Source organism: Klebsiella sp. MS 92-3 (assembly GCF_000195655.1).
In the GTDB taxonomy this organism is placed as follows: Bacteria; Pseudomonadota; Gammaproteobacteria; order Enterobacterales; family Enterobacteriaceae; genus Klebsiella; species Klebsiella pneumoniae.
In genome coordinates, this window is sequence record NZ_GL882718.1 from 1 (window position 1) to 7,686 (window position 7,686).

Below are 7,686 nucleotides of genomic sequence, written 5' to 3' on the forward strand. Positions count from 1 at the left end.
CCTGCCGCGGGTCGCAGGCTAAATCAAACAGCTGGCCAATTCGCGCATAGCAGATCTCCGCCACCGGTTGCAGCCCCGGGGAGAGGGTCACCCGCAGGCCCTGCGCCTCTTCGTCCGGCGCCAGATGAATCAGCCCGCGGTGGCCTTCCACGCCAAAGCTGCGGCTGTAGCCTCCTTCATCAAAGCGCTCGACGCCGGCGACGGCACGCGCCTGCAGAAAACCAACCATCCACGCCCAGTCGTAAGGCGGGGTCCAGGGTAACAGCACCATAAGCTCTCCTTTATATAGCGTTTCAATGATAGTCGCCCTTGACCGTCAGCGCCTTGCTTTTAAATTCCAGTTGTCGGCTTGGCGACGATCCGCTAAAGTCGCCCCCCTTCTTCACCGGCATGGGGATTTTGCAGACGATGTTTATTGGTTTTGACTACGGCACCGCCAACTGTTCGGTGGCCGTGATGCGGGAAAACACCCCTCAGCTGTTGACACTGGAAAACGGCAGCGCGCTGCTGCCCTCGATGCTCTGCGCGCCAACGCGCGAAGCGGTCAGCGAGTGGCTCTATCGCCATCATGACGTCCCCACCCACAGCGATGAAAACCAGGCGCTGCTGCGCCGGGCCATTGCCGCCAACCGCGACGAAGACATCGAGGTGCTGCGCAACAGCGTGCAGTTCGGTCTCGCCTCGCTGCATCAGTATGTTGAAGATCCGGAAGAGGTCTACTTCGTTAAATCGCCCAAATCCTTCCTCGGCGCCAGCGGGCTGAAGCCGCAGCAGGTGGCCCTGTTTGAAGACCTGGTCTGCGCCATGATGCTGCACATCAAACTGCAGGCCGAAAGCCAGCTGCCCGAGCAGATCGACCAGGCGGTGATTGGCCGGCCGATTAACTTCCAGGGCCTCGGCGGCGATGAGGCGAACGCCCAGGCGCAGGGGATCCTTGAGCGGGCCGCCCACCGCGCCGGTTTCCGCGATGTGGTCTTTCAGTTTGACCCGGTGGCCGCCGGTCTCGATTTCGAAGCGACCCTCAGTGAAGAAAAGCGGGTGCTGGTCGTCGATATCGGCGGCGGAACCACCGACTGCTCCCTGCTGCTAATGGGCCCGCAGTGGCGGGAGCGCGCCGACCGCCAGCAGAGCCTGCTCGGCCACAGCGGCTGCCGCATCGGCGGTAACGATCTCGACATTGCCCTGGCCTTCAAATGCCTGATGCCCCTCCTCGGCATGGGCGGCGAAACGGAAAAAGGCACCGCGCTGCCGATCCTCCCGTGGTGGAACGCGGTGGCGATCAACGACGTGCCGGCGCAGAGCGATTTCTACAGCACTGCCAACGGCCGCCTGCTGAACGATCTGCTGCGCAGCGCCCGGGATGCCGACAAGGTGGCTCTACTGCTGAAGGTCTGGCGCCAGCGTCTTAGCTATCGTCTGGTGCGCAGCGCCGAAGAGAGCAAAATCGCCCTCTCCAGCGCCGCCAGCGTCGAAACCGCGCTGCCGTTTATTCAGGACGAGCTGGCCACCGCCATCGCCCAGCAGGGTCTGGAAGCCGCGCTGGATCAGCCCCTGACCCGCATTATGGAACAGGTGCGGCTCGCGCTCGACAGCAGCCAGACCACCCCGGATGTGATCTATCTTACCGGCGGCAGCGCCCGTTCGCCGCTGATCAAAAAGGCGCTGGCCGCTCAGCTGCCGGGTATTCCGCTGGCCGGCGGCGATGATTTTGGCTCGGTGACCGCCGGGCTGGCCCGCTGGGCGCAGGTGGTTTTCCGCTAGCCCTCGTCCGGCGCTGCCGCGCAGCAGGTCTGTCCTGATCCTGGCGCTGCAGATTACACTGGAATATTCCTTGTCTCCCACGCAAAATGGCCTGTTCGTCCGGACAGGCCTGTCCACTCTCCCCGCTTCCGGGGGCGTATTATCCATACCGTAGCCAGACGTCTGCGGTCAGTAATCTTTGCATGCCGCAAGGGGGCGTGATTGAAAAGGGTGTCTGCGATCTTCGCGGCGGTCCGGCGTTGCCGGCCGCGGCTCCTGGCAGGCTGGCTGCTCAGCTGTGGATTATTCTTGCTGCTGGTCGCCCCGCAGGCTCAGGCGGCGACGCGCCAGGTGGGCATAGATATTCCGGTCCAGTGGTACGCGGACGCCAGCGGCCAGATGACCATCGATCGCTTCGCCGCCCTGCCCATCGACCAGCTCGCCACCACCCGGCAGATCCCCTCCTTTGGTTATTCGCGAAAAACCTGGTGGCTGCGCAGCGAACTGCCGGGAACGTGGTTTGCCGGGGAGCCGCGCTGGATGCAGCTGGGCCCCTCTTTTGTCGACCATCTGACTATTTACTATCGGCCTCTGGGCAGCGATGCCCCCTGGGCACAGCGCACCTTTGGCGACCGCGACGTCGCCCGCGAGAGCGATCTGCACTACCGGGAAAGCGTGCTGATCCTCCCCCCGCCGCCGACCGCCGCCGGCTATGAGGTAGTCTTTCGCCTGCAGAGCACCAGCACTCTGATCCTGCTGGCCTCGCTCTCTTCGCCGCAGGAATTTGTGCAGCGAGCGACCGCCGACACCGCTTTCTGGAGCTTCTACTTCGGTCTGGCCGCCGTCGCCAGCGGCGTGGCGCTGTGGCTGGCGCTGGCCCTGCGCCGGCGTCTGCTATGGGGGATCTGTCTTTTCTCGCTCAATTATCCGCTGGTGGCCGCTCTGCACGGCTTCCCGGAGTGGTTCTTCGGCCACGCCGCGCTGCCCTTCCAGGATTTTATGATCAGTAGCCTCTCGCTGTTCAGCTATGCCACCGCCCTCTGGCTGCACAGCGAGATTTTTGATCTGAAGAAGAATATGCCGCGACTTCATCAGCTGCTGATCGCCGCCGTGATACTCAACCTGGTGCTGCAGGTCAGTATTCCGCTCGGGTTTTACGGCTTCGCGATGCAGATTGAAGGGGTAGTATTCATCATTATCACCCCGGTGCTGCTGTTCACCTCCTGGTGGCTGTGGCGCAAAAAAGCTATCGACCGTACCACCCTGCTGCTGGGTCTGCTGCCGCCGTTCTATGTCGTCGCCGCGGTGCTGGTGCAGTTGTCGATCCATGGGATTATCCCGTTCCATATGGCGATCTATTCCCTCTGGCAGTACGCGCTGATCGTCCACATCATTACGGTGCTGATCATTGCCATCCTGCGGGTGCGTGCTGAAAACCGCCAGCTGGAGCAGAAGCAGCGCCTGGCGCGCGAACTGCAGATTGAGCGTGAGGCCAGCTTCCACCAGCGGCAGTTTATGGGCATGGTGGCGCACGAATTTCGCACCCCGCTGGCGGTGATCCAGGCGGCGCTGGAGAATCTTCGCCTCTCGGCGGCCTCGACCAGCCAGGAGGCGCGCTTCGATCGCATCGGCCGCGCCGCCACCCGCCTGGTGCAGCTCACCGATAACTGCCTTGCCGACGCCCGGCTCGCCTCCCACGATCTGCACGTCGAGCGCCAGCAGACCGCCCTGCTGACGGTAATCAACATGGCCGCCTCGGTGGTGGCCATCTCCCATGATCACTACCTGAACATCCGCCAGCACGGCGCGGTGGAAAGCCCGCAGCTGCAGGCCGATGCCGGCCTGCTGTGCATCGCCATCGCTAATCTGCTGGATAACGCCGTCAAGTATTCGCCCCCCGGTGAAATCGCCATCGATATTCATTCCGATGCCGGGCAAACGGAGCTACGCATTCGCGACCACGGCCCGGGACTCCCCGCCGGACAGGCGGAACTGATCTTTGAGCGCTACCGCCGCGGCGAGCACACATCGCCGGTACCAGGCGGCACCGGTCTCGGACTGTATGTTGCGCGTCAGATAGTGCAGGCTCATGATGGCAAACTGTGGCTGGCCGAGCATGGCCCGGACGGCTGCACCTTTATTCTCACCCTCCCCACGGTTGCTTAAGAGGAGAACGACGTATGGCTTTACGGCTGGCGATAATTGAAGATAACGCCGATCTGCTGGATGAACTGCTGGCCTGGCTGGGCTATCGCGGCTTCGAGGTGTGGGGGACGCGTAGCGCCGAAGCCTTCTGGCGGCAACTGCACAGCCATCCGGTGGATATCGTGCTGGTTGATATCGGCCTGCCCGGCGAGGATGGCTTCAGCGTACTGAACTATCTGCATGAGCTGGGGCACTACGGTCTGGTGGTGGTCAGCGCCCGCGGTCAGCAACAGGATAAACTGCAGGCGCTGAGCCTTGGAGCCGATGCCTATCTGATCAAACCGGTAAACTTCGCCCATCTTGCCGAGACCCTCACCGCCCTCGGCGCGCGCCTGCGCCAGGACCGTCCGGCGGCTCCGCCTGCGGAGGCGATCGGCACGCCGCCGGCCGTCTCCCCCGGCAGCTGGCGTCTGCACGAGGATAAACTGATTTCACCCGACGCCCGGACGCTGGAGTTAACCCAGCAAGAATATCGCCTGGTGGAGCTCCTGATGCGCAATCGCAACGAAGTGTGCAGCAAACTGGATCTCCATGCCTGCCTGTTTTCCCATGAAAGCGAGCCTGACCTGCACCGGATCGACGTGGTGGTTAGCCGCCTGCGTCACAAGGCACGCCAGCAGGGGATCCACCTGCCCGTTCGCGCAATCTTTGGTAAGGGACTGGCCTTTATTTCCTGAACGACGGGGCGCGTCGGCGGCCGCGCGGAATATAAAAAACTCGTAAGTGTTAATTTTTCTCATTTTCTGAGAGAAATGAGAGGAATGAGACTGACGATGACCTTAAGAACTTTCTTATAGTGCTAGCACATCAGGATGATGGCGTAAGATTTTCACGGGACAGAAAAGCATATAACAAAACGTATTAGCCGTTCGCGGCAAATTCTGACACCATGCAACACAATCAGGGTAAAAACGATGGCCATGCAAACGTGGTTAGTTTTATTGCTATGCATTTTTTTCTTCAGCATCTCTGTATACAGTTTTATTTCCTATCTGAAAGACAGGAGGCGGCAGAAATTGACTTTTAACGATAAGCGTTCGATGCGTCGTAAATAATTCACTTTAAAATAATAAAAAATTATTGTAGGTACTTTTATATCTTCAACACACCGCATACGCCCGGAGGATTTGTCACAGCATGGCGTTATGTTTTGCGTAAGGAAATAACGCCATGAGAAACATTAATGTCACCATCAACACCCGCAACGCCTTTGTCCGTGAATCGCTGGTAGCCATGGTCAATGACCTCACCCGGGGCGATCTGCGGGCGCGTTTTTCCTGGCGTAACACCGATCTGTCAGCTGAAGATATCATTATCTGCGAAGTGATCCCCGGGGAAATATACCTGTGTAATACCCTGATTAAGAACAGAAAAAGAGGAAGCTCGCTGATTATCCTCCATAGCTATGACCAGCTGCCGGAAGATGAGTTCATGATTAACTGCCTGAAAGGGGTCATTTTTGTTTCGCTAAAAACGGCCAGTATTCCGCAATTGCTGACGATCATTAAAAGCGAGCTCCAGCATTGTATGACCCCCACGGCTACCGACGCCGCAGGCCGGGAACTCAGCTGCGCCAGCTGTCCGCATCGCGTGTTATCGCGATCGCAGACCGCCGTAGTGCACGGTATTCTCGAAGGGCTGGATATGAGTAAAATCGCCGCCCTGCAGCGTGTGAGTCCCCGCACCGCCGCCTATCATAAGAATAAGATCATGGAAAAATACAGCCTGAATAATAATCATGAATTTTTCCAGTTTATGAATCTTTTACGTGAGCGCTGGTAGGCAAACAGCAGCACAAAAAAAATAAGATATTGACCTGGCTATATTGTCGGAAATCCGAAAATAGTCGCAGGATGCTAAAAAATATCCAGCGCTGGCGGACATAACGTTAAACTCTGACGCTTCCTCGGTATAAAGACGTTACCGTCCGTCTTTATATAATAAAAAACACGCTACACGAGGAAAACTGATACTTCGTCACATTGCCCCTGACGTGCCTGTCAGGGGTCTTTTTTCCGTGTGGAATAGCGCCCTCAGTGAAAGGGCGCGGCAGGATCAGGCTTCCGCTTTCTCCACTTCCCAGTCCGGCTGCGCTTCCTCGTCGGTCAGCAACCCTTCATTTTTCGACAGCATCGCGGTGGCGATGCCATTACCCAGCACGTTGATGGCAGAGCGCCCCATGTCGAGGAAATGGTCGATACCCATCAGCAGCAGGATCCCGGCGACCGGTATATTGAAGCTGGGGATCGTCGCCGCCAGCACCACCAGCGCCGAACGCGGCACCCCGGCGATACCTTTCGAGGCCAGCATCAGGGTCAGCATCATGACCGTAATCTCGCTAAAGCTCAGCGGCACGTTATAGGCCTGGGCGATAAACATCGCGGCGAAGGAGCAGTAGACCATCGAGCCAACGAGGTTGAACGAGTAGCCAATCGGCAGGACGAACGAGACGATATTGCGCGAGCAGCCAAACTTCACCAGTCGCTCGAGGGTCTTCGGATAGGCCGCTTCCGAGCTGCTGGTGGTAAAGGCCACCAGCACCGGATCTTTCAGCATGTTCAGCAGGCGGAAAACCTCTTTTTTCAGCACCATATAGCCGACGGCAATCAGCACCGCGCTGGTCAACAGCACCGCCAGGTAGTAGCCGCCGATGAACGAAGCATAGTTGAGCAGGATCCCCAGCCCCTGGGAGGCAATCACCGACGAGATGGCGGCGAAGATGGCCAGCGGCGCAACGTACATCACATAGCCCGTCACCTTCAGCATAATGTGCGACACCACGTTAAGGGCCGCCACCAGCGGAGCATTAAACTTCTCCCCCAGCGACGCGCCGGCGATGCCGAAGAACATCGAGAACACCACGATCTGCAGGATCTCGTTGTTGGCCATCGCCTCGGTGATGCTGGTGGGGATAGTGTGCGACAGGAATCCTTTCAGGCTCATGCCGCTGACCGCCAGGCCGGTATCCACCGCCTCTTTCGGCACCGCCAGGTTTAACCCGGCGCCCGGGTGCTGGAAGGTGACGATCACCAGCCCGACGAGAATGGATAATACCGAGGAGGTGATGAACCAGACCATCGCCTTCCCGCCTACCCGGCCGATGGTCGCCGTCTCGCCGAGGCGCATAATGCCGACCGTCAGGGTGCTGAACACCAACGGCGCGATGACCATTTTGATCAACCGCAGAAACAGATCGGTGAGCAGCGTAATATTGTCCGCCCAGGCGGAGACGGTGGTTGGCGTCGCGTAGGCATGGATAGCCGCGCCGGAGAGGATCCCCATCAGCATAAAAATGACGATGAAGAGCGTGAGTTTGTTTGCGTTTGCCACAGCAATGACCCCTGATTATTTAACACGTTGATTTTTAAGTGCATATTTTATTATTATGAGAATGCACTGATTTATTCACCGCATAAATCTAATTAAAGCCCCCGCGGATACAACTATTTTTTGCTTTTTTAAACTAAAAGTTGATATCACCCCGGATATCGGCCGCGGGAGCGCCCGGCGTCGCGGCGGTTATCCAGACATTTCTCAACCTTCTTTTCATAATTCCTCCATTTTTACGGCCCCTTCCCTCACTAAACTAGTATCATTCAGCGAAACGCTTCAGGATGAGACCGTAAACTAATGAAAGGCAGTAACATACGTCGTTGGGGCGCCGCGCTGGCGGTAGTGATTATCGCCGGGGCCGCCTACTGGTTCTGGCACGATCGCGGGACGAGCGGCAGCGGGGCTCCC

Annotated in this window: 8 protein-coding genes; 6 read left to right on the top strand and 2 right to left on the bottom strand. The window is 58.5% G+C overall.

What is annotated here, in order from left to right:
- The coding region (locus HMPREF9538_RS25185) for an AlkA N-terminal domain-containing protein (RefSeq protein ID WP_009483952.1) at nt 1–271 on the bottom strand (271 nt) is incomplete at its 3' end.
- Between the two features lie 137 nt (nt 272–408).
- Between HMPREF9538_RS25185 and yegD the strand changes: the two genes are divergently transcribed.
- The 5 genes from yegD (at nt 409) to HMPREF9538_RS25165 (ending at nt 5,727) form a co-directional block, all read left to right on the top strand.
- A complete protein-coding gene (gene yegD / locus HMPREF9538_RS25180; protein WP_032456980.1) occupies nt 409–1,761 on the top strand; it encodes a molecular chaperone in 1,353 nt (450 codons plus the stop codon).
- Between the two features lie 288 nt (nt 1,762–2,049).
- Entirely contained in the window at nt 2,050–3,906 is a 1,857-nt protein-coding gene (locus HMPREF9538_RS25175) for a sensor histidine kinase (RefSeq protein ID WP_020316990.1), read from the top strand.
- Nucleotides 3,907–3,920: 14 nt separating this feature from the next.
- The gene (locus tag HMPREF9538_RS25170; protein ID WP_004198790.1) at nt 3,921–4,622 is read left to right on the top strand and encodes a response regulator transcription factor; all 702 of its coding nucleotides are present in this window, start codon (nt 3,921–3,923) and stop codon (nt 4,620–4,622) included.
- Nucleotides 4,623–4,859: 237 nt separating this feature from the next.
- Nucleotides 4,860–5,000 carry a small membrane protein gene (locus HMPREF9538_RS31315; protein ID WP_004180546.1) on the top strand — a complete coding sequence of 47 codons (141 nt, stop codon included), beginning with the start codon at nt 4,860–4,862 and terminating at the stop codon, nt 4,998–5,000.
- Nucleotides 5,001–5,115: 115 nt separating this feature from the next.
- Nucleotides 5,116–5,727 carry a helix-turn-helix transcriptional regulator gene (locus tag HMPREF9538_RS25165; protein WP_009483956.1) on the top strand — a complete coding sequence of 204 codons (612 nt, stop codon included), beginning with the start codon at nt 5,116–5,118 and terminating at the stop codon, nt 5,725–5,727.
- A gap of 273 nt (nt 5,728–6,000) precedes the next feature.
- On the opposite strand, the gene HMPREF9538_RS25160 is transcribed toward HMPREF9538_RS25165, so the two are convergent.
- Nucleotides 6,001–7,275, bottom strand: coding sequence for a dicarboxylate/amino acid:cation symporter (locus HMPREF9538_RS25160; protein ID WP_004149053.1), 1,275 nt, complete (start codon nt 7,273–7,275; stop codon nt 6,001–6,003).
- Between the two features lie 300 nt (nt 7,276–7,575).
- Between HMPREF9538_RS25160 and HMPREF9538_RS32725 the strand changes: the two genes are divergently transcribed.
- Nucleotides 7,576–7,686, top strand: a 111-nt coding sequence (locus HMPREF9538_RS32725; RefSeq protein WP_228701537.1) for a hypothetical protein, incomplete at its 3' end; no start/stop codon positions are given.